At 59.1% G+C, this 20,037-nt stretch carries 27 protein-coding genes and 1 tRNA gene; 17 read left to right on the top strand and 11 right to left on the bottom strand.

All coding sequences use genetic code 11. The features are described from left to right. Window positions 1–31: 31 nt before the first annotated feature. The 7 genes from wrbA to ACS92L_RS04695 all read left to right on the top strand — a co-directional run bounded on the left by wrbA (window position 32) and on the right by ACS92L_RS04695 (window position 4,616). Window positions 32–643 carry an NAD(P)H:quinone oxidoreductase gene (gene wrbA / locus ACS92L_RS04665; protein ID WP_438767358.1) on the top strand — a complete coding sequence of 204 codons (612 nt, stop codon included), beginning with the start codon at window positions 32–34 and terminating at the stop codon, window positions 641–643. A gap of 2 nt (window positions 644–645) precedes the next feature. After that, window positions 646–1,056 carry a DUF2069 domain-containing protein gene (locus ACS92L_RS04670; protein ID WP_438767359.1) on the top strand — a complete coding sequence of 137 codons (411 nt, stop codon included), beginning with the start codon at window positions 646–648 and terminating at the stop codon, window positions 1,054–1,056. A gap of 94 nt (window positions 1,057–1,150) precedes the next feature. Further along, complete coding sequence (gene pdxH, locus ACS92L_RS04675; protein ID WP_438767360.1) at window positions 1,151–1,795, top strand: pyridoxamine 5'-phosphate oxidase; 645 nt, start codon at window positions 1,151–1,153, stop codon at window positions 1,793–1,795. 76 nt (window positions 1,796–1,871) lie between these two features. Then, on the top strand, window positions 1,872–2,474 hold the full coding sequence (locus tag ACS92L_RS04680; protein ID WP_438767361.1) for a helix-turn-helix domain-containing protein: 603 nt from the start codon (window positions 1,872–1,874) through the stop codon (window positions 2,472–2,474). A 111-nt stretch (window positions 2,475–2,585) separates the two neighbouring features. Further along, a complete protein-coding gene (locus ACS92L_RS04685) occupies window positions 2,586–2,906 on the top strand; it encodes a DUF1244 domain-containing protein (RefSeq protein WP_438767362.1) in 321 nt (106 codons plus the stop codon). Further along, complete coding sequence (gene moaB, locus ACS92L_RS04690) at window positions 2,903–3,424, top strand: molybdenum cofactor biosynthesis protein B (RefSeq protein WP_438767363.1); 522 nt, start codon at window positions 2,903–2,905, stop codon at window positions 3,422–3,424. Before ACS92L_RS04685 ends, moaB begins: the two co-directional genes overlap by 4 nt. Beyond that, window positions 3,417–4,616 carry a molybdopterin molybdotransferase MoeA gene (locus tag ACS92L_RS04695; RefSeq protein ID WP_438767364.1) on the top strand — a complete coding sequence of 400 codons (1,200 nt, stop codon included), beginning with the start codon at window positions 3,417–3,419 and terminating at the stop codon, window positions 4,614–4,616. Before moaB ends, ACS92L_RS04695 begins: the two co-directional genes overlap by 8 nt. On the opposite strand, the gene ACS92L_RS04700 is transcribed toward ACS92L_RS04695, so the two are convergent. From ACS92L_RS04700 to ACS92L_RS04725, 6 genes are all read right to left on the bottom strand, one after another. Further along, the gene (locus ACS92L_RS04700; protein ID WP_438767365.1) at window positions 4,602–5,174 is read right to left on the bottom strand and encodes an ACP phosphodiesterase; all 573 of its coding nucleotides are present in this window, start codon (window positions 5,172–5,174) and stop codon (window positions 4,602–4,604) included. The genes ACS92L_RS04695 and ACS92L_RS04700 overlap by 15 nt on opposite strands. A gap of 10 nt (window positions 5,175–5,184) precedes the next feature. Beyond that, on the bottom strand, window positions 5,185–5,535 hold the full coding sequence (locus ACS92L_RS04705) for a TusE/DsrC/DsvC family sulfur relay protein (RefSeq protein ID WP_438767366.1): 351 nt from the start codon (window positions 5,533–5,535) through the stop codon (window positions 5,185–5,187). A 58-nt stretch (window positions 5,536–5,593) separates the two neighbouring features. Beyond that, window positions 5,594–5,881 (bottom strand): sulfurtransferase complex subunit TusB, encoded by a 288-nt coding sequence (tusB, locus tag ACS92L_RS04710; RefSeq protein ID WP_438767367.1) that lies wholly within the window; start codon window positions 5,879–5,881, stop codon window positions 5,594–5,596. A gap of 31 nt (window positions 5,882–5,912) precedes the next feature. Beyond that, complete coding sequence (locus ACS92L_RS04715) at window positions 5,913–6,266, bottom strand: DsrE family protein (RefSeq protein ID WP_438767368.1); 354 nt, start codon at window positions 6,264–6,266, stop codon at window positions 5,913–5,915. 30 nt (window positions 6,267–6,296) lie between these two features. Continuing rightward, entirely contained in the window at window positions 6,297–6,689 is a 393-nt protein-coding gene (tusD, locus tag ACS92L_RS04720) for a sulfurtransferase complex subunit TusD (RefSeq protein WP_438768412.1), read from the bottom strand. Window positions 6,690–6,792: 103 nt separating this feature from the next. Then, window positions 6,793–7,458, bottom strand: coding sequence for a Bax inhibitor-1/YccA family protein (locus tag ACS92L_RS04725; protein WP_438767369.1), 666 nt, complete (start codon window positions 7,456–7,458; stop codon window positions 6,793–6,795). Window positions 7,459–7,605: 147 nt separating this feature from the next. On the opposite strand from ACS92L_RS04725, the gene ACS92L_RS04730 reads away from it, so the two are divergent. From ACS92L_RS04730 to ACS92L_RS04740, 3 genes are all read left to right on the top strand, one after another. Then, window positions 7,606–7,696 (top strand) — tRNA-Ser (locus ACS92L_RS04730). A 236-nt stretch (window positions 7,697–7,932) separates the two neighbouring features. Beyond that, window positions 7,933–8,166, top strand: coding sequence for a hypothetical protein (locus tag ACS92L_RS04735; RefSeq protein WP_438767370.1), 234 nt, complete (start codon window positions 7,933–7,935; stop codon window positions 8,164–8,166). An 89-nt stretch (window positions 8,167–8,255) separates the two neighbouring features. Continuing rightward, window positions 8,256–8,495 carry a hypothetical protein gene (locus tag ACS92L_RS04740; RefSeq protein ID WP_438767371.1) on the top strand — a complete coding sequence of 80 codons (240 nt, stop codon included), beginning with the start codon at window positions 8,256–8,258 and terminating at the stop codon, window positions 8,493–8,495. Between the two features lie 67 nt (window positions 8,496–8,562). On the opposite strand, the gene ACS92L_RS04745 is transcribed toward ACS92L_RS04740, so the two are convergent. Both ACS92L_RS04745 and ACS92L_RS04750 read right to left on the bottom strand, forming a co-directional pair. Further along, the gene (locus ACS92L_RS04745) at window positions 8,563–10,224 is read right to left on the bottom strand and encodes a potassium/proton antiporter (RefSeq protein ID WP_438767372.1); all 1,662 of its coding nucleotides are present in this window, start codon (window positions 10,222–10,224) and stop codon (window positions 8,563–8,565) included. Window positions 10,225–10,385: 161 nt separating this feature from the next. Further along, complete coding sequence (locus ACS92L_RS04750) at window positions 10,386–11,234, bottom strand: hypothetical protein (RefSeq protein ID WP_438767373.1); 849 nt, start codon at window positions 11,232–11,234, stop codon at window positions 10,386–10,388. A 342-nt stretch (window positions 11,235–11,576) separates the two neighbouring features. On the opposite strand from ACS92L_RS04750, the gene ACS92L_RS04755 reads away from it, so the two are divergent. From ACS92L_RS04755 to ACS92L_RS04775, 5 genes are all read left to right on the top strand, one after another. Next, a complete protein-coding gene (locus ACS92L_RS04755; RefSeq protein ID WP_438767374.1) occupies window positions 11,577–12,332 on the top strand; it encodes an ABC transporter ATP-binding protein in 756 nt (251 codons plus the stop codon). Beyond that, window positions 12,329–13,120, top strand: coding sequence for an ABC transporter permease (locus ACS92L_RS04760; RefSeq protein ID WP_438767375.1), 792 nt, complete (start codon window positions 12,329–12,331; stop codon window positions 13,118–13,120). The genes ACS92L_RS04755 and ACS92L_RS04760 overlap by 4 nt, the downstream gene beginning before the upstream one ends. Further along, on the top strand, window positions 13,117–14,130 hold the full coding sequence (locus ACS92L_RS04765) for an ABC transporter substrate-binding protein (RefSeq protein WP_438767376.1): 1,014 nt from the start codon (window positions 13,117–13,119) through the stop codon (window positions 14,128–14,130). Before ACS92L_RS04760 ends, ACS92L_RS04765 begins: the two co-directional genes overlap by 4 nt. 210 nt (window positions 14,131–14,340) lie before the next feature. Continuing rightward, complete coding sequence (gene mntR / locus ACS92L_RS04770) at window positions 14,341–14,793, top strand: manganese-binding transcriptional regulator MntR (RefSeq protein ID WP_086898989.1); 453 nt, start codon at window positions 14,341–14,343, stop codon at window positions 14,791–14,793. Between the two features lie 130 nt (window positions 14,794–14,923). Next, window positions 14,924–16,342 (top strand): exonuclease domain-containing protein, encoded by a 1,419-nt coding sequence (locus ACS92L_RS04775; protein WP_438767377.1) that lies wholly within the window; start codon window positions 14,924–14,926, stop codon window positions 16,340–16,342. Window positions 16,343–16,363: 21 nt separating this feature from the next. Here ACS92L_RS04775 and ACS92L_RS04780 read toward each other — a convergent pair whose 3' ends face one another. Together ACS92L_RS04780 and ACS92L_RS04785 are read right to left on the bottom strand one after the other, a co-directional pair. After that, window positions 16,364–17,161, bottom strand: a complete 798-nt coding sequence (locus ACS92L_RS04780; protein WP_438767378.1) for an alpha/beta fold hydrolase — start codon at window positions 17,159–17,161, stop codon at window positions 16,364–16,366. Window positions 17,162–17,222: 61 nt separating this feature from the next. Beyond that, window positions 17,223–17,900, bottom strand: coding sequence for a 7-cyano-7-deazaguanine/7-aminomethyl-7-deazaguanine transporter (locus ACS92L_RS04785; RefSeq protein ID WP_438767379.1), 678 nt, complete (start codon window positions 17,898–17,900; stop codon window positions 17,223–17,225). 253 nt (window positions 17,901–18,153) lie between these two features. Here ACS92L_RS04785 and ACS92L_RS04790 point away from each other — a divergent pair, with 253 nt between their 5' ends. Further along, a complete protein-coding gene (locus tag ACS92L_RS04790) occupies window positions 18,154–18,426 on the top strand; it encodes an ArsR/SmtB family transcription factor (RefSeq protein WP_227876013.1) in 273 nt (90 codons plus the stop codon). 70 nt (window positions 18,427–18,496) lie between these two features. Here ACS92L_RS04790 and sohB read toward each other — a convergent pair whose 3' ends face one another. After that, window positions 18,497–19,546 carry a protease SohB gene (gene sohB, locus ACS92L_RS04795; protein WP_438767380.1) on the bottom strand — a complete coding sequence of 350 codons (1,050 nt, stop codon included), beginning with the start codon at window positions 19,544–19,546 and terminating at the stop codon, window positions 18,497–18,499. Between the two features lie 134 nt (window positions 19,547–19,680). Here sohB and ACS92L_RS04800 point away from each other — a divergent pair, with 134 nt between their 5' ends. Then, entirely contained in the window at window positions 19,681–20,007 is a 327-nt protein-coding gene (locus tag ACS92L_RS04800; RefSeq protein ID WP_438767381.1) for an SCP2 sterol-binding domain-containing protein, read from the top strand. Window positions 20,008–20,037 lie beyond the last annotated feature (30 nt).

Consider the following 20,037-nt stretch of genomic DNA (forward strand, 5'->3'; position numbering starts at 1 on the left):
TTGGCCTCTATCGTTTTCACAAGGATATGTCATGACCCGACCCTACGTACTGGTGCTTTACTATTCCCGCCAGGGCGCGACACGTGATATTGCCCGTCATATTGCGGCAGGCATTGAATCGGTAGGCGGCATTGATGCACGCCTGCGTACGGTGCCTTCGGTGTCCAGCGAATGTGAGGCGGTGGCCGCTGATATCCCGGATGAGGGGCCGGTCTATGCCAGCCATGATGATCTGCGCGACTGCTCAGGCCTTGCCATGGGCAGCCCGACCCGCTTTGGCAACATGGCGGCGGCGCTCAAGCATTTTCTGGATGGTACCAGCACGCTCTGGCTCAACGGAGCGCTGGTCGACAAGCCCGCCACGGTCTTTACCTCGACGTCCAGCATCCACGGCGGGCAGGAAAGCACGCTGCTGACCATGATGAATCCCCTGTTGCACCACGGTATGGTCATCGCCGGCATTCCCTACAGTGTGGATGAGATGTTCACCACGCGTACCGGCGGCACGCCCTACGGCGCCAGCCACTTTGCAGGACCGGACAACGATCGCAGCATCGATGATCATGAGCGTGCGCTGGCAAGTGCTCAGGGCAAGCGTCTGGCCCGTCTGGCACTGGCGCTTGAAGCGACGCGAGGGCAGTAGCCGTGCTGTTTCGTACCTTCGAGCAGCGCTACGGCGCCACGGGCGCTCGGCAACGGGCGCGCCGGGTCGTGACCGTCAGCTGGGGCGTTCTTCTGGCGGTCACACTGGTGACGGGACTGATTTTGTCACAGCGTGGCGGCACCGAGTCGCTGTTGCCTGTACTGGTGCGTGTCATACCATTGGCCCTTCTGGGGGTTGTGCTGCGCACCGAGCGCCGCCGCGGCTATGGCTGGCTGGCGTTTGTCAGCGTGCTTTATATCATTCAGGGTGCGGCCATGCTTCAGCTGCCCGGGCTATGGTGGCTGGGGCTTGTCGAGGCGCTTTCGGCACTGACGCTGCTTCTCAGCGCCGGCAGCTACGCCTTTCACATACATCGCTGGCAGCGTAACGACAATATCCCGGGCACCGACTGAACCGAGCAGTCTGCGTCATCAATCATGCCCGGAACACTATTGCGAGGCTGACCGCAACCGGTTGAGGCCTCCCGAAGCTTCAAGGAAACCGCTCATGAGCACCATTTCTGATCTGCGTCGTGATTATGCCGGGGACGCACTCGACCGTGACAACACGCCCGAAACGCCATGGCCCCTTTTCTCTGAGTGGCTCAATGCCGCGCTGGAGAGCGAACGCGATGACGCCAATGTCATGACGCTGGCCACGGCCGACAATGAGGGCGTGCCCCACGCGCGCATCGTTTTGCTCAAGGGCTTCGATGAAAACGGGATGGTGTTTTACACCAGCTATCAGAGCCACAAGGGCAGCGAGCTGGGCACCTGCCCTCATGCGGCACTGGTGTTCTGGTGGCCGAGCCTGCAGCGTCAGGTGCGCGTTGAAGGCCATGTCGAGCAGGTCAGTAATGAAACCTCCAGCGCCTACTTTCATTCGCGCCCCCGGGCGAGCCAGCTGGGCGCCTGGATTTCGCAGCAGAGTGTCGAGATTCCGAATCGACAGTGGCTTGATGAGCGTACGCGCCGTTTCGAGAGTGCCTATCAGGACAACGAGATCGACCGCCCGCCACACTGGGGCGGCTATTGTGTCGTGCCGGTCATGGTCGAGTTCTGGCAGGGTCAGCCCAGTCGATTGCATGATCGGATTCGCTATCGCTGGCAAAACACGGACGGGCGGTGGTTGAAAAGCCGTCTGGCTCCCTGATGTCGGCAGCGCCCGGCGTCAATTCGGGCAGGGTCGTGAAAGGATGACAGATCGTGACGCATCTGATGGGGCCGGCATGAATGTTGCCCGGGGGAAAAAGCCCTTCGTTGAGCCCCTGCGTCTGGGGGAGCGCCTGCGTGAAGTCCGCCGTGCCCAGAAGCTGACGCTTGAGGAGGTCAGTCGCCGTACCGGGGTGGCCCGCTCGACCCTTTCCAAGATCGAAAACGATCTGGTCTCGCCAAGTTTTCTGGTCGTGCAAAAGCTGATGATCGGACTGGAGCTGGATATGCCGCAGCTTCTGAAAAGCCCGCGCAGCACGCCCTGTAATGCCGGACGGCGCGACCTGACGCGCAGCGGTCAGGGGGAGCAGCACCCCACCCCCACCTACGAGCATGAGCTTTTGTCGGCACAGCTGACCCAAAAACTCATGACGCCTTTCAAGACCATCGTGCGTGCCCGTAGCATCAAGTCGTTTTCGAGCTGGGTGCGTCATGGCGGCGAAGAGTTTCTGCTGGTATTGGAGGGTTCAATTCTGATGTACAGCGAGTTCTACGAGCCGCTTGAGCTTGATGCCGGCGATAGCCTCTATTTCGACAGCGACATGGGACACGCCAAGGTCTCGATCAGTGAGTCGGACGCGCTGGTCCTGTCGGTGTGCGCCCCGGGCGATCGCGTCTGACACCGGTTTGGCGCCGCCACTACTCGGGCCCCGGATGAGCGCCTACAATATCTCTGCCCTTATTTTAGCGCTCGCCTTTTGCAGCAGGCAGCGCGTTGACAGGAGCTGAACATGGAACAGCTGGACAAACAGACTCGAACCGAACTTGAAGCCGCCGCCTTTCGTCGTCTGCTCAAGCATCTTGATGACAACAAGGATGTACAGAACATTGATCTGATGATTCTGGCCGACTTCTGTCGCAACTGCCTTTCCAAGTGGCTGGTCACGGCGGCCGAGGAGCGCCATATCGAGCTTGATCTGGAAAGCGCTCGCGAGCATGTCTATGGCATGCCCTACAGCGAATGGAAGACCCATCATCAGCCGCCGGCCACCGACGAACAGCTCAAGGCACTTGAGGCGCGTCAAAAGGCAAAGGAGAACGCATCCTCGTGAGTGACGATTTCATCCCGCTCGATATTGCCGTCCTGACCATCTCCGACACCCGTGATGAAAGCAGCGACCGTTCTGGCGCCCTGTTGATCGAATCGCTTGAAAGCGCCGGGCATCGCTGCGTGGGTCGACAGATCATCCGTGACGAGCTCTATCAGATTCGTGCAGAGGTGGCGCGCTTGATTGCCGACCCAGAGGTGCAGATCGTGATCACGACCGGTGGCACCGGCTTTACCGGCCGTGACTCCACCCCCGAGGCCGTCAGCGTATTGTTTGATAGCCATATCGAAGGCTTTGGCGAGATGTTTCGCCGACTCTCGCAGGATGACGTCGGCAGCTCGACCATTCAGAGTCGGGCGCTGGCCGGGTTTGCCAACCACACGGCCGTTTTCTGCCTGCCCGGCTCAACTGGCGCCTGTCGGACCGGTTGGGACGGCATTCTTGCCGAACAGCTCGATAGCCGTCACAAGCCCTGCAATTTTGCCAACCTGGTCATCCCCGGACGGAGGCAGCATGGCTGACGGCGGTCGTTTACACACGCCGCAACAGGCGCTTGATTCGCTCTCGAACGGTTTAGAACCACTGCCTCTGGAATGGGTGGCGCTTGAGGCCGCCGGCGATCGTGTACTGGCGCAGACGCTTCATGCCCGGCACGACACGCCGCCTTTTGATAACAGTTCGATGGACGGCTATGCCTTGCGCGCCGCAGACAGCGGCCGGGTGTTATCTATCAGCCAGCGCATCATGGCCGGCCAGCAGTCAGCGCCGCTGGAGGAAGGCACCTGTGCACGCATCTTTACGGGTGCCCCTCTGCCCGAAGGTGCTGATAGCGTCATCATGCAGGAACAGGTCGAAGCGCGTGACGGGGGCATTTTTATTCCCGCCGGGCTTGAGGTGGGCAACAGCGTTCGCCTGAAAGGGCGCGAGATTACGACCGATGAGGTGCTGGTACACCAGGGGGCGCGGCTCAACAGTGCGGCACTGGGGTTTCTGGCAGGTCAGGGGTTTGATCGTGTACCGGTATATCGAAAGCCCCGGGTCGCCCTGCTCTTTACCGGCGACGAACTGAAGCTGCCGGGCGAAACACTGGCGCCGGGACAGATCTATAACGGCAACCGGTTCATGCTGATGGATCTGTTGCCGCGCTTTGGTGCCGAGCTTTCGCTGGTGGAACAGGTGCCTGACACGCTGGAAGCCATGACACAGGCACTTGAGCGCGCCTCACGCCAGGTGGATGTCATCGTGACCACCGGTGGCGTCTCGGTGGGCGATGCCGACTATGTTCGCCGCGCCCTGGAATCGCTGGGCGAGCTGGATCTCTGGCGCCTGTCGATCCGCCCCGGCAAACCGCTGGCACTGGGCCACATCGATCAGTGCCGTTTTGTCGGCCTTGCAGGTAATCCGGTGTCGAGTTTTGTCGGCGCATGGCTTTTTCTGCGCCCGTTAATGGGCGGTCTGCAGGGCTGTGAAGCCATGCATTCCCTGCCGGAGGTAACCGCCCGGGCCACGTTTGACACCGAAACGGCCGGGCGAGATCACTACATGCGTGTGACCCTGACGTGGGACGGTGAAGGTTACCGCGCGGAAGCCTTCGAGGATCAGGACTCTTCCATCCTGCGCTCCTGCGTCACCGCCAATGCGCTGGCGGTTATCGGGGCGCACTCAAGGGTCACATCAGGCGATAGCGTCAGGTGCCTGCTACTGGCCAGCTAATGCTGCGGCATGTTCGCATGCCGCACGCTGCATCCATGGCCACAGGGTATGAAAGCTCTCTTCCAGTAGCGGATATTCCCGCTCAAGCCAGGGCGTCAGCTCGGCCAGCCGATTGGGGCCGGACAGGCGACGGCCTACGCCGGCAATGGCACGGCAGGTAAAGTCGAAATCCCCGTAGGCTTTCAGCCAGTTGTCGCGACGAAGGTGTTCAAAAAGCCGCGTCTGGCGCTCGGGGATCATGGCGGCGTGTCGGGTCAGCACCCCATAAACGCGCTGGTTCAGGACATCGTCGTGATAAAGCCGGGCGAGAAAATGGTCCCAGACGATATCGAGTGCAATGCCGCACACACGACGCTGCGCCTCGGGGGCCTGTCGCCTGAGAGCCAACGTGATGTCGTGCTGGTCGATCAAAGCATCCATTCGACGATGGAACCGGACGCCCTGAGCGAATCCGGTCTCTGCCGTCACGGGCCCCTTGATGCCGTCAGCCACCAGGTTGCCGAGCAGGAAAACGTCGCTGCCCCGGCCTGCAAGCCGGGCGTGGGCAAGAAAGTTCAAATTGCGGGCCCTATAAGCAGTTGGTAGGGCGTGGCAGCCCGGCCAGGCGGGCACCTACGCGCGCCGGGCTCTCCGGAAAAAGGGACATCAGATAGATCGATGTGCCCTTCTCGTCACCAAGCTGCTGGCGGGTGAACTTGACCAGGGCTCGCATGGCCGGTGCCATCTCAAAGCGCCTGTAAAAGTCTCGCAGCAGCTCGATGATTTCCCAGTGCGCCAGTGTCAGTTCGCGCCCCTCGCGTTCGGCCATGTGTCGGGTCACCTCGGGCAACCAGCACTCGGGGTTTTGCAGATGACCGTCACTATCAAGCGCAATGTCGGTACCGTCAGCAAGCGTTAGCGTGTCCGTGGTTTCGGTCATGGCATCCGATGTTGTGAAAAATGTGTCGTATCGACGAAAGATCTGAAGTGGCAAAGCATCAAAACCAGCTGACCGTGCGGTCGGTGCTGGCCGTTAGGGCCACAAACCCGGCCATATCCACCGTTTTAGAGATATCTGGCGCGGGTATAACGCCTCTTGAGACGCAGTCCTCCTCCAGCGCCCAGAGCTCGATGCCCTGTGGCAATACGCGCAGTGCCGTGCCGGAGGCTGCATAGACACCGTCCTCGACCAGCAGGACATGATCGCCCTGTGATACGGCATCAGCAAGCTCGTGGAGAATCCGGGTGCTGAAAGGCGACCGATTGATCAGGTGAAGTGTGCTCATGATGACACTCGTCGAAACAGGTAAAGGCGTATTAAAAGCTCATGACCACGTCGTGGCGGGCAATCATGTCCGCAATGCGGGCCGGCTGGCATCCGGGTATCAGCCGCTCGGTATCAAGCGCGCGCGCCTCGATTGAGGCCCGGTCATACCAGAGGGGTTCAATGTCATAAAGGGACAGGCCTTCCAGCATGGCAGCACTGCCCTTTTGATCCAGCGCGCCTCGCTGCTGGTGGGCAAGCAGTGCCAGAACGCCGTCGCCGCTGAAAAGAATCGTTGGCGGCTGCCCCAGTGCCGCGCCGACCAGCGCCGTCTCAAGCCCTTCGCGTACCCAGCTTGTGCCGTGCGGCGGATGGCGCACGATGACCAGTATGCTTTTTGCGTTCATGACGTTACTGCCCTGTCCATAATGCCTGCCTCAAGGCGCAAAGGTAATCAATCGATCATGATGAAGCGCGGCCTGCATGAGCTGGCCCAGCCCCGTCAGTTCAAAGGGCGCCTCCAGTGTTGGATGCGTGTGCCCATGGCGGCGCGCCTCGCCTTCGTCAAGCAGCCCACGGCGAACGGCCGAGGCCACGCAGACCAGCAGTTCGCACTGCTGCGTCTGATGAAGCGCTCGCCAGCGCTCGAGAAGATGCGGTTCATCCGGTGGCGGTGTCATCATGCTGGCGGCGTTATAGACGCCATCGTGATAGAAAAAGACGGCAGCCACCCGATGGCCCTGTGCCGGCAGAGCTTCGGCAAAGCGCAGGGCGCTGTGAGACGCCTGCTGACTGTAGGGTGCCCCCTGTACCATCAGGGCATAGGTCAATTCTTGAGAGGCCAAGACAACGCTCCTGAAACAAGCCCTTTTAAACAAAAAACCCTGCCGGAAGGCAGGGTCTTATACTAACAGATCACGATGTATCGATGGATCAATCGCTGGACGTCAGCCCCAGAAGCGACAGCAGGCTGATAAACAGATTGTAGATGGCCACATAAAGGCTGATGGTCGCCAGAATGTAGTTATCCTGTCCGCCGTGGATCACCTGACTTGTTTCAAACAGGATCACGGCCGAGGCAAAAAGAACAAAACCTGCCGATACTGCCAGTGCCAGACCGGAGATGTTAAAGACCATCGCCACGACCATGGCAACAATCAGCACGATGGCGCCGGCCATAATGAAATTGCTCAGAAAACTGAAATCCTTTCGGGTAATCAGTGCCACGGCCGAAAGTCCTACAAAGGTGGCCGCCGTCATGCCCAGAGCGGTCATGATCAGCTGCGGTCCGTTGGACAGCGTCAGGTAAGCGCTGAGAATCGGCCCGAGGGTAAAGCCCATAAAGCCTGTAAAGGCGAAGGTGGCCAGAAGGCCCGCTGCTGAATTGGCGGTCTTGTGGACCAGAAACATCAGCCCATAGGCCCCGATGAAAAAGACAAAAATGTTCATGCGCTGGATGCCCATCGACATCGCGATCCCGGCAGTGACGGCCGAGAAAAGCAGTGTCATGGCAAGCAGCATATAGGTATTACGCAATACCTTGTGCGATTCGACGTTTCTGGACTCGGTCTGCGAGACCCCATAGGTTCTATCGACCATGGATCACTCCCTGCCTTGTGTCTGATTATGGTGGAATTTTAACCAAGAATGAGCCTCAAACGCAGCCCGCGCAAGTCATCGCCCTTTTGATTGAATTAAGCTCCTTGACCTTTGCTGACAGGCTGTTAAGATGCATCGCCGTAAGCCGGAGGGATGGCAGAGTGGCCGATTGCAGCGGTCTTGAAAACCGCCAAGGGTTTGTAGCCCTTCCAGGGTTCGAATCCCTGTCCCTCCGCCACCACCATCTGAAAAGCCTGTCGATCACTGATCGACAGGCTTTTTTTGTTTTTGGCAATTCCCGTGGATCAGAGGCCTTGATAGCGGTGCCCTTTTGCTTCTGCGACGCTCGACCGGCGTTTTCAGGTGCCCTGAATCGATAACTTTTGCGCCCTGGAAATTTACAATTCAAACACGTGCACTTACTGTTGTCGTTTCGATGGACATACCGAGGCAACGGCTTTGATACCTTTGCGTTTGCAGCAGGCTTTTGATACCGCCCGTGAGCACTCTCCGGGCGAGGTCATTCAGCAGCCGCTTGAGTCGGGCGAGACCTGTCTGGAGCTCTGGCAGGACGGTTACAGGATAGAGGCGCTCCACCTGGACGAGGACATGCTGGAGGCCTTTATCAACCTTGAAGCCTGCTATCGCCAGCAGGGAGCAAGCGACAGTGCCGTCAGGGCGTTTCTTCAGCTCACTCAGTCCGGTTAAACCGGTCGTGTGAACAGACCCTTGTTGCACAGTGATGCCGTCTTGCCTAGGCTCATTTCAGGATGATCAGACGATAGGGAGAAGTTCAGATGGCCAACAGTGGACGCGGTTTTACCAAGGGCAATATGGAGCGCGAAAACGAGCACCAGGGCAATAACCCGCCTGCCGTTTACGATGTTGGTGACCGCCCGGGTCATGCTGGCGAATTTCAGGAATGTACGCCCCAGGGCGATTTGCTGGACGAGTCGACACGCATCCAGCTTGATTACGATGACGAGCCGCTGCCGGCAACCTCACAGAAAAACAACAAGTGGCGCCTGCTGAACTGATGCTCGCTTGTTGAATGAAAACGCCCGCTGACACAGCGGGCGTTTTTGTTTTCGGGGTCTGGCTGGCCTAGCCATGCAGCCTCAGGCCTACTCGGGTTACGCTGTTGCCCTCCACATCCTGCACAATCCAGTGGATGCCATGCCAGTCGATGTCGTCACCGACAACGGGATAGCCGCCGACACGGCGTGCGATGAAGGCACCCAGCATTTCTTCGCGCTCCCAGCGTGACAGCGTCAGACCATAGGCATCCGCCACATCCCCCATCAGCGCCTCGCCGGACAAGGCAAACGCTCCGAAGAAATCGCGCTCGCGCTTGAGTTCGGCATCCCCGTTGAAAAGATGGTTGATGGCATTGAGGTCGTGGGTTCGGGCAATGACGCAGGCCACATCGCCTGCCTGAAGCCGCGTGCTGCCGGTGGGATGAATCATGACGTGCTCACGAAAGATGGCTGCCACGACCGCCCCTGACGGGAAACGAAGCATTCTTAGCTGAGTGTTTTCAACGCGCTTGCTGTCGACCTTGTAGACAAACATTTCGTAGTCGTCTTCAGGCAGCACGCCCAGCAGTCGACGACGGGCCGGGACCGTTTCGGCGGGCACCTCAACCCGTAGCCAGCGGGCCATATGGCCAAGAGTGGTGCCCTGAAGCACCAGAGAGATCAGCACCACGAAGAAGGCGACGTTGAAGTAGAGCGAAGCGTTTTCGACGCCGGCAATGACCGGAAAAATGGCTAGAACGATCGGCACCCCGCCACGCAGCCCCACCCAGGAGATAAAGGCAAGCTCTCGCCAGCGAAAGCCGAAAAAGGGTTTGAGACTCAAAAGCACCGACAGCGGGCGTGCCACAAAGATCAACACCATGGCCACCATGACGCTCGACCAGGCGTAATCAACCATCTCGCTGGGCGTGACCAGAAGCCCCAGCGTCAAAAAGAGGCCGATCTGGCTCAGCCATGCCAGACCGTCATGAACGGGCAGAATGAACTCAAGATGCTTACCGCGAATATTGCCGATCATGACGCCGGCCAGATAGATGGCCAGAAAACCGCTGCCGCCGAGCATGTTGGTCAATGCAAAAACGCTAAAGCCCATGGCTGCGGCCAGCAGGGAATAAAGCCCCGGCGCCAGATCCAGCCAGCGCAGCAAACGCCCCAGTAGCCAGCCACTGGCCACACCTGCCACAGTGCCAATGCCGAACTGCTCGACAAACATCAAAAGCGTGCCGGAGACACTATCGATGGAACCGGCAAGGGTTTGCGACAGAATCAGCGTCAAAAAGATCGCCATGGGGTCGTTGGTGCCTGACTCGATCTCAAGCGTGGCGCCAACTCGCTCGTTGAGACGAATTCCCTGTCCGCTGAGCATCGAGAAAACGGCCGCAGCATCCGTGGAGCCCACGATGGCACCGACCAGCAGCCCCTGAAACAGGCTGAGATCGAACACCCACATGGCGAACAGCCCGGTCAGGCCGCTGGTCAAAAACACGCCCAGCGTGGCCAGCGACAGCGCCGGTCGAAGCCCTACCCTGAAGGTTTTCATGCGCGTTCGAAGGCCACCGTCCAGCAGGATCATGGCAAGTGCGAGCTGGCCGATCAGATAGGCCAGGTTATAGTCGCTGAAATTGATCAGGCCCAGGCCATCGACACCGGCAAGCATGCCGATACCCAGAAACAGGGGAAGCAGCGGCAGGCCAATGCGTGCAGATACCCGGCTGGCCAGGATGCTCATGGCCACCAGTAAGCCGCCAATCAGGAATATGCTGTTAAAGTCGGTCACGGCGTTTTGTTAATAACCTCTTGTAATAAGCAGTAGTGTGCCATGATCGCCCTGCCATATCACCTGTGCGTCCTGGTGACCATGATCAAAAAGGCCACATCGCAGCGCCATGTTTAACGGCCATCAAGCCAGCAGGGCGCATCGCGTATTTGTGACCAGGGGCATGGGCCAAAGCAGTTGAAGCGCCACAAAATGGCCCGGCAGATCCGTCGATGATCGCTGATATTGATGACATCACAAAACGGCCAGTAACGATCCATAAAATGGCGTTGTTGCTCGGTATCGGTCACCAAAAGCTCGATCAGGGACCAGTCGAATTCCCTTGGCGCCCAGACCAGCGCTTCCCAGTCGTTCCAGCACCAGGCCGTTGCGCCTTTAATGAACTGATCGTCACGCAGATCCGGCAGACACCAGACCGCACTGTCCGGCACAGGGATCTGCGCCGGCAGATCATTGAGTACGTCAGCCGGCATGGCTTGTTTCAGATAGCGTTGTACCCGCTTTGGCCACTCCGACAGCGGCCAGACAGTGGCCAGCGGGTGGCCCCACCCCGAGACGGGTGCGGCATGCAGACGTCCGATCTGCTCTCCCAGCCGCGCTGTAAACGAGGTGTTCATCGTCGCGGCGCGCCCGGCACGCCAGGGCAGACTCCAGACCGGGGCGCCCTGAAGGGTGCCCAGCCAGGTCATGGGCAGTGGCAGCATGGGCAAATGCGCCGGCAGGTTGCCGGCCAGACGTGTCAGATGCTCGGCATGCGCCCAGCGATCAAAGCCAAAAAGCGCCCAGAGACCATGCCAGAACGGGTCGTTGATGCCGGTTCGCGCCATGCGAATCATTTCCGGCGACAGCGAATCGCTTTTCCATCGCCAGTTGGAGGCATCCTCCCAGTCCAGTGGCTGAGCCATAAGCTGGCGTCCCAGAAAAAAGGAGAGTCGCTCGGTAAGTTCGCCCGGTGGTGACATGCACAAACAGTCCCTGTTGGTGAATTGCGCCGACAATGGCTGACTGCCTCGATTATGCAGACTACGACCAGTATGCAAATAACGGCCTGATAAAAAAGTGCTTTATATCGAAAACAGGGATCGCGTTCTTCGCAGTTGTGCAGGCAATCGTGGTGAATGCGCCGCCGGGGCGCTAGAATCGGCGATGTTCGAACGGGGTGTATCGAGACATATCGATGCTGAGAGTGGTCGGCCACAACCCGCAAGGCGTTTGAATGACGCCCATTACCTGATCCGGTTCATACCGGCGGAGGGATTTCGAATCACGCACGCCGTGCCCTTCGCCCTTTAAAAAGGGCCTTCATGCCTAAGCAGGACCCGCTTTCCAGATCCCGCGCGCTCAGCGTGTCCGGGGCACGTCTCGCCTTTGGCGAGCGTGTGCTGTTTGACGACGTGTCGCTGTCTCTTCCCGCCCCCGGCTGGAGCTGCCTGCTGGGGCGAAGCGGCTGCGGCAAGAGCTCTTTGCTGCGCATGATCGCAGGGCTTGACGTTTCAAGCGATGCCCATCTGTCACTGGTGGATGAAACACAGCGCCCCTTTGAAGGGCGTATCGCGTGGATGGGTCAGCAGGATCTGTTGCTGCCCTGGCGGCGCGTCATCGATAACGTGTCACTGGGGGCTGTCATGCGCGGCGAGCGCGGGGATGGCGAGCGTGCCATGGTGCTTCTCGAGAAAGTCGGGCTGGGCCGGGCCGCACGGCGCTATCCGCAGACCCTTTCCGGCGGCGAGCGCGCCCGGGTGGCGCTGGCACGCACGCTTTATGAACAGGCACCGCTGGTGCTGATGGATGAGCCCTTTGCCGCGCTCGATGCGATGACGCGCCTTGATATCCACGCCATTGCCTGCGAGCTTCTGGCGGACCGCGTGGTGCTGATGGTCACGCATGATCCTCTCGAGGCATTGCGTCTGAGCAATCAGATTCTGATCATGCGCGGCAGTCCTGCCCGCATCGAGCGCGCGACGCCACCCGAGGGCCTTGTGCCACGCGACCCGGCCACCGAATCCATGAGCCGTCACCATGGTGAGCTTTTAAGGGTTCTAAGGGAGCCTGGTGCATGATGCGATCCCTTGCCCTGCCCCTTTGGCGACTGTGTCTTGCCACCGCCGTGCTGGTGGCGCTCTGGCAGCTGGTGGTGTCTTCCGGTGCGCCGCGCTATATGCTGCCGGCGCCTTCAAGTGTTTTACACACCCTGCTTAACCAGTCCGGGCTTTTGTGGCATCACGCCCTGGTCACGCTGGGCGAGATCGTGGCGGGTTTTGTGTGCGGGACGCTGCTGGGAACGGTGACGGCGCTGACGCTGTCGCGCTGGGCCTTTTTACGCTCGACCGTGCTGCCGCTTTTACTGCTGACTCAGGCCATCCCGGTATTTGCCATTGCCCCATTGCTGGTGCTCTGGTTCGGCTACGGGCCGGGTTCGAAAATTGTCATGGCGACGTTGATCATCTATTTCCCGGTCGCCTCGACCTGCTATGACGGACTGCGCCAGACCCGGACCAGCTGGCTCGACCTGGCAGCTACCATGGGCGGCAGCGCCAATCGCCAACTTTTTTATATCCGCCTGCCGGCCGCCCTGCCATCGCTGGCCTCGGGGCTTCGCATGGCGGCTACCGCTGCCCCGATCGGGGCCATCATCGGTGAGTGGGTGGGTTCCAGCGCCGGACTGGGCTATCTCATGCTGCAGGCCAACGGCCGCATGCAGACCGATCTCATGTTTGCCGCGCTGGTCGTTTTACTGGCTATCACCATCACACTTTATTTTACCGTCGACCTTTTGTGCCGTCTGGCCATGCCCTGGCAGCCGGATCGTACCGGCAGGCAGGCGTTGATCAATGGAGAAACACCATGAAAAAACTGTTCGATCGCCTATGTCTCACAGCGCTTGTGGCCATTGTGCTCACCGGCGCGGCCCGGGCCGAGGAGCGCTCTGGCAGCGATGCGCCAACGCCCCTGTCGGCGCCTCCCGAGGCGTCTCTGAGCCTGATGCTCGACTGGTACGTCAATCCCAGCCACGGGCCAATCATCATTGCCGAGCAAAAGGGATTTTTTCGCGATCTGGGGCTGAAGGTCACCATTAAAACGCCGGCTGATCCGACCGCGCCGCCCAAGCTGGTGGCAGCCGGGCGAGAGGATCTGGCGTTGGGATATCAACCCCAGCTTCATCTGCAGGTGGATGAAGGGCTACCGATCAAGCGGGTCGGTACACTGATCGCCACACCGCTGAACGTTTTGATGGTGCGAGCCGACAGCGATATTCATCAGTTCAGCGACCTCAAGGGCAAGCGCGTCGGCTATTCGGTTGGCGGCGTTGAGGAAGTCCTGCTGGCGGCGATGCTTAATCACTCGGGGCTCGGGATGGAGGATATCGAGCCCGTCAACGTCAATTTTGCGCTCACCCCTGCCCTTTTGAGTCGCCGGGTCGATGGCGTTACGGGCGCCTTTCGCAACTTTGAGCCGGCACAGCTGGCGCAGGAAGGGGTTGAGGGCCGGGCATTTTTTATCGAGGAAGAAGGTGTGCCCGTTTATGATGAGCTGATCTTTGTGGCCGGTACCGACACGCTCGGTGAGAAACGTCCTCTGGTGGCACGCTTCATGAGAGCCATCGAGCAGGCGACCATGTGGATTGTGAATCATCCGGAAGAAGGCTGGGAGCTTTTTAGAACCTACGATGCGTCGCTGGACAATGAGGTCAATCACAAGGCATGGGAGGCCAGCATCGCACGCTTTGCGCTACGTCCGGCCGCGCTCGATACCGGCCGCTATCGGGATTTCGAAAATTTTCTGCTCGATCGCGGTGTGATCAAAAAGCGCGTTCCCGTCGAGCGTCTGGCCGAAGACGTCAATGCCGTTGGCAGATAACATGAATCCCACCCTTAAAGGGCTCAAAAGGCACGGATTTTCGGGTAGAAATATGGGTCGAACGGGCAGCCGTGCCTCCCGAAAACGCCGATACAAAAGCAGTTTTTAAACGGTGCCGTTTAATACGGCGTTGTTTACAATCCTTATTATAATAGTCAACTTTTATGTGTTACTTTTATTCCCGTTTCGGCGATCGATCAAGAGAGAGTCATGCCATCAACGTCCCACCACGAACATTTTGAGCGCGTGCGCCAGGATCACCAGCGTGAACTGGTGGAGGACTATGTCGAGGAAATAGCGCATTTGCATCGCCACCTGGGCGAGGCACGTGCCAGCGATCTGGCCGATCGTTTCGGGGTCAGCCCGGCGGCCGTCTCCAAGGTGGTAACGCGTCTCAAGCGTGATGGGCTGGTCAACGCCCGCCCCTATCGAGGGATATTTCTGACCGATCAGGGAGAAGAGCTGGCCCATAAGGTGGCCGCACGCCATCGGGTCGTTTTACAGGCCCTTCTTGCCCTTGGCGTGCCGGAAAGCATCGCGCGAGCCGACTCCGAAGGCATTGAGCACCACTGCAGTGATGAAACGGTTGCTGCCATGCACCGCTTTCTGGCTGACAACCCGCATCTTGTGCCGGATTCCATTTCCCGCATGACCAGCCGTTGATGCCCCGCCGTTTCCCGTTGTGACGTTGTGACGCCTATCCTGAGTAACGCCTTGTCGCCTGCGGCCGTCTGCAGGCGCATCCATTTTTTATGTTCCAGCACGACGCCCCGGGCGTCGGGAGACTCTGGTCATGTCGTCTCATCCAACGGGTCAAACGCATCCGCCGCTGGCGGATACGCCGCTGATCTTTATTGACCTTGAAACCACCGGTACGCGGGCCACGCGGGATCGTGTTACCGAAATTGCCGCGCTGCGCGTACTCGATGGGCGCATTGTTGACCGCTTTGAATCCCTGGTCGATCCCGGCATCGACATTCCCGACCGCATTGCCAGGCTGACCGGCATCGATAATGCACTGGTCAACGGTGCGCCAGGCTTTGAGGACATTGCCGACAGATTCGAGCAGTGGCTGGGGGATGGCTGGCTGGTCGCCCACAATGCACGCTTTGATTACAGTTTCCTGCGTAACGAATTTCGACGGTTGGGACGCGAGTTTCGCCGACGCGTCGTCTGTACGCTCAAGCTGTCGCGGGCCCTGGACAAGGGCTCGCATCAGCACGGTCTGGATGTCCTTCTGGAGCGCTATCAGCTCGAGGCCCATCCACCGCGCCATCGGGCGATGGGAGATACACTGACGCTGTTTTCCGTCTGGCAGTACTGGTCAAGACATCACTGTGTGGAGCATATCGAAGCGCAGGTACTCGATCAGGAGCGCCGACGCAGTCTGCCGGCCCAGCTTGACCCCGGGCTGCTGGATGAAGTGCCTGCCCGGCCCGGTGTCTATCTTTTCTATGGACACAACCGTTTGCCGCTCTATGTGGGCAAGAGTGTCAACCTACGCTCAAGGGTATTGAGTCATTTCAATAACGATCACCGCAACGATCGGGAAATGAAAATCTGTCAGCAGACTCAGCATCTGGAATGGCATGAAACCGCGGGGGATCTGGGCGCGCAGCTGCTCGAAGCTCGACTGGTCAAGCAGCTTTCGCCCATCTATAACCGTCAGCTGCGTCGTAGCGCCGGGCTGCATACCTGGTATTGGCCGCAAGGCGCGCAGGCGCCGCAGCTTGCCGGGCAGAAAACGCTGCATGAGGATGTCACCGGTACACGCTATGGCATGTTCCGCTCCCGGCGGGAAGCCACTCAGGCCCTGACCAGCATTGTCGAGCAGCAGCGCCTTTGCCCCAGAGTGATGGGGCTTGAGCGCGGCAAGGGGCGCTGCTTTGCCTATCAGATCGGCCGCTGCGGCGGTGCCTGCTGTGGACAGGAAGATCTGGACGCACACGCTCGACGTGCCCGGGAAGCGCTGGAGCGCCTGCGCATTCAGCACTGGCCCTGGCCCGGGCGCGTGGCCTTTCGCGAGGCAGCCAGCGATCAGGACGTGGTCTATCACCTGGTGGATCACTGGTGCTATCTCGGCAGTGTCGAACACCTGGAGCAGTCTCCGACGGCGACCGAGGTGGCCTTTGATGCCGACACCTACAAGATTTTAACGCGCTTTCTGGCCGCCGATCATGACGGCCTGAGCGTGATCCCGCTTGAAGGTTGATGCCGGATCACGCCGCCGCGGTCACCCCTTCAGAGGCTGCGCCAAAAAACCATCGACGGCACGAATAAAGGCTTCAGGCTTTTCAGCATGAAGCCAGTGCCCGGCTCCCTTGATGGTCTCGACTCTTGATGCCGGCATGACCTCGGCAATGATCGCCAGCGCCTCGTCTGTGACGTAGTCGGAGTGTTCACCGCGCAGCACCAGCGTTGGCCCTTCAAAGGGCGCTTCTCCCCCCGGGGGCGCTACAATGTCGCCGTAGCCTTCCTCGATGAAATCAAGCCCGACGCGCCAGCCCAGAATGCCCTGATCGTCGCGGACCAGGTTGGTAGCGAGAAACTGTCGGGTGGTCTGGCTGTCGATGGCTTCGGCCATGGCGTCATCGGCTTCCTTGCGGGACTCCGGCAGCGCGTCCTCGACCAGTCGATGGGCGCGAAAGATATCGTCATGGCCATGCTCGTAGGCAACGGGTGCAATATCGGCCACGATCAGGCGTGAGACCCGCTGCGGATGACGCCGAGCCAGGGTCATGGCGACCTTGCCACCCATGGAATGCCCCAGTAGATCGAATCGATCGATTTCCAGATGGTCCATGACGTCCAGTACGTCCGCTGCCATGTCCTCATAACTCATGCCCGGGGCATGGTTTGAACGACCGTGATTACGCAGATCCAGAGCCACCACGCGTCGCCTCTGACGCCAGTGTTTAACGTGGGAGCGCCAGTTGTCGGCGCTGCCAAAAAGCCCATGTAACACCACAAGTGGCGATGCGCCTGCCTGTTCCGGCATGCCTGAATCCGCGTAGTGAAGTTCAATGCTCATGAACGCTCCATAACCGTGTTCATATCAACGCCATGGTGCCCATCTCTTGCCTGGGGCGCCATCACGGGTGTTTGTCGTCAATCGCCCGGGCTTTGGCGCCGGACAGTTGAAGCAGGCATCGCTGGAGCCAGACCAACAACATGGCGTAAAGAGGAAGAAACAGCAGCAGGCTGATGATGAGTTTCACACCATAGTCGACCAGTGCTATTTCGATCCAGTGCTCGGCCATGAAGGGGTCGGGGCTTTGCCAGAACGCCACGAAAAAGAAGATAAAGGTATCCAGCAGATTGCCGACAATGGTAGAGCCGACCGGTGCCAGCCACCAGGGCCGTCGCTGGCGCAGACGATCGAACACCACGATATCCAGCGTCTGGCCAAGGACATAGGCCATAAAGCTTGCCAGTGCGATCCGGGCGATAAAGAGATTGAACGACCCCAGCGCCTCCATCCCACGCCACTGCCCCTGCTGGAACAATACAGAGACCAGATAGGAAACCACCAGAGCCGGCAGCATGACCCGGGCAATCAAACGCCTTGCCGCGTCTCGTCCCATGAGACGAACGGTCAGGTCGGTGGCAAGAAACAAAAAGGGAAAGCTGAAAGCCCCCCAGGTGGTATGAAAGCCCAAAAGCGTAATGGGCAGTTGAACCAGGTAATTGCTGGCGGCAATGACCAGAATATGGAAGCTGCAGATTAAAAAAAGCGCAATACGCATTTTGGCATAGTCAAATATGAGCATTATTGCTTTTTTTAATCGAATTGTGTGAACCAGAAAGGTATAAAATCATCTAACCGTGAGCGCTAATCCAGAGGCTGTTTGATGAGAGAGTTCATCACTGCCATGGCACACGGTACTGCACTGTTTGAACGCCGAGGATTGCCATAAGCAGCAATTGGACGATAGCGCGTCAGACAGGCAGAGCGTTTTTTTTCACAAGGAGTTAAAAATGAGTGTATGTGCCACTGCACCGATCGCGACAGCGGGGTGCGAAATGGTCATTCTCGATTCTGCACCGTTGCTCAAGGCCATGGCCAACGAAAACCGACTGCGCATTCTCTGTCTTCTCAGAGAGGGTGAAATGTCCGTATCGGAGCTGAACAGCAAACTTGACCTGAGCCAATCGGCGCTGTCACAGCATCTTGCCGTGCTTCGCCGCGAGGAGCTCGTCAATACACGCCGCGCTTCCCAGACGATCTATTACTCCCTGCGTGGTAAACACGCCGAGGCAGTTATCGATACGCTGGCAGGACTTGATCGATCCTGATTCCGGCACGTGGTTTGAATAAGCGGCCTGCCCCCCTGACAGGGGCAGGCCGTTTGTCGTTGGCCACGCCTTACTGCTTTTCCCACCGCAGTCGCACCACACGGTCGATGGCGCGATCAATGCCTCGCTCGATGGCGCCCTCACTGCGCTTGCCAAAACGCTCAAGCATCGAGCGCTGCGGTCTGAGGCTGACTTCGAGAATCCGATACTGATCGCTGTGCGCCTGCAGCCAGGCCTCGCTGGTATTGACCTCATCGATCAGCGCCAGACCGATGCCTTGCTGGCCGTACCAGATATCGCCTTCGCTGACCTGTTCAATATCCAGTGCCGGTCGGCGAGAAGCAATCCATGCCTTGAAAAGATCATGGGTCTTTTCGAGATCGTCCAGAAACTTCTGGCGCCCTTCTTCGGTGTTTTCGCCCAGCATCGTAAGCGTTCGCTTGTGGCGTCCGGCGGTGAGGATTTCGACATCGACGTCATTTTTCCTGAGCAGGCGATGCACATTGGGCACCTGAGCCACCACGCCGATCGAGCCGATGACGGCAAAGGGCGCGGCAATCAGATGATCGGCGCAGCAGGCCATCATGTAGCCGCCGCTGGCAGCCACCTTGTCAACACTGACGGTCAGTCTGAGCCCCGCCTCGCGCAGACGGTCAAGCTGCGCGCTGGCCAGGCCGTAGGCATGAACCAGCCCCCCGCCCGATTGCAGGCGTACCAGCACCTCATCCCCGGGGCCGGCCGCTGTAATGATACTGGTGATCTCTTCTGTGAAAGCCGGTACACGAGACGCTCGCAGGTCACCGTCAAAATCCAGTACCCAGAGCGTATTGCGCCTTTCGCCGGTGTGTCCCTGCTTTTTGGCCGTCTTTTGTTCTGTCTTGCGCGCCTTCAGGCGAGCCTTGACATGACGTTCGCGTTCGCCGTCTTCGAGAGTGGCGTCCTCAAGAGTTTCGCGATGACGCCGAAAATATTCTCCACGATTGCGAACATGAAGTCTGGCGCCTCGATCCTGTCGCTGACCACGGGTCCGAATCATGAGTATCAGGACCACGGCGATGGCGGCAACCACCGTGACACTCTGTGCCAGAAACAGCGCATAGCTGGATAACCATTCGCCCACGTTTTCAACCTCCCGGGTATAACGGATAGAATGCGCGCCATCATCGCATACGAGGCCTTGTTGTGCTGAAAAGCGAACATCGCGTGCCATGACATGGCTATCATGTATTTTTTACTCATCAACCGGACATAAAGATGGTCGATACCGCGCCACTGATTGCAAAACTCCATGAACGCTTTGATGCGCAAGCGGCAGCGGGCGTCCACGAGACCCTGCAGCTCGAACTGGCTGAAGGGCAACGCTATTTCGTCGTAATCAATGATGGAACGCTGGACATTCAGGAAGGAAATCACGAATCCCCTTCCGTGACGCTAATGACAGATACCCGCACCTTCGAGCGGCTGATCAACAAGGAGCTCGGCGGCATGCAGGCGGTCATGTCCGGCAAGGTGCGTGCCCGTGGCGATATCATGCTGGCGTCCCGTCTGACGCGTCTGTTTCGTCGCCGCGGCGACGCCTAGCCTTGTTTCGCCGCGGCAAGGCCTGACACC

Origin of the sequence: Kushneria halocnemicola, assembly GCF_965650455.1 — a bacterium.
Taxonomy (GTDB): domain Bacteria; phylum Pseudomonadota; class Gammaproteobacteria; order Pseudomonadales; family Halomonadaceae; genus Kushneria.